The sequence below is a fragment of the Vibrio sp. D173a genome (assembly GCF_030248475.1).
The window spans coordinates 1-783 of the sequence record NZ_JAHGAH010001097.1; the positions used below are offsets into that span (position 1 = coordinate 1).

At 46.0% G+C, this 783-nt stretch carries 1 protein-coding gene; it reads left to right on the forward strand.

Annotated elements, in window-relative coordinates; translation table 11 throughout:
- Nucleotides 1-213: 213 nt before the first annotated feature.
- On the forward strand, nucleotides 214-783 hold a 570-nt coding region (locus tag KIV40_RS31555; protein ID WP_285353251.1), incomplete at its 3' end, for a chemotaxis protein CheW.

Sequence of the window (783 nt, forward strand, 5' to 3'; positions counted from 1 at the left end):
AAGATGTGAAGCGCTGCTGCGGTTCTTGCCATGATCATTCTCATTGTGTTGCGATGCGCCGATTTTAACTCAAGACTGAGCAATCTTCACTCCATTAAGCCCTGCATAGCCTAAAAGAACGGTAAAATTGATTCAGTCCCTTGCCGCACCGCCCAATTCCCTTTACATTGATTTTTATAAATAACAAAACAATGACGAAATCAGGAGACAACAATGGCGAAAACGATCAGCAAGGCGAGCCAGTCTCAGGGGATGCTCATGTTTAAGCTATCTCTAACTCAGAGTTTTGCTATAGGCACATTGAAAGTCAGAGAGATCGTTCCCTTTCAGCCAATGACTCAACTGCCCTACTCTCATCACCATGGAATCGGCACCGTCACTATTCGCGACCTTACCGTTCCTGTCATCGATATGTCGGCTGCAGTGGGCTTTCGTCCCATCTCTCCAGAAGAGTATCAAAGCTGTGTTTTGATCGTCACAGACTGCTTGAGAACCGTAGTCGCCTTCTTAGTTCGCTCGATCGATAAGATCATCGAGTGTGATTGGCGAAGCATTGAATCACCACCCGCTAGCGTGGGACAAAATGTTTTTGTAACGGGTATTACTCGCTTTGAAGATCGCAGCGTACAGATGCTTGACGTCGAACTGCTGTTATCAAAGATCTATCCAGAATATGAGAACGCTCAGATCCCTATGCTGACCGACATCGAGCGTGAGTGTCTTAAAGCCCTCAACATTCTATTGGTCGATGATTCCCTGATCGCAAGAAAACAGCTATCTGAT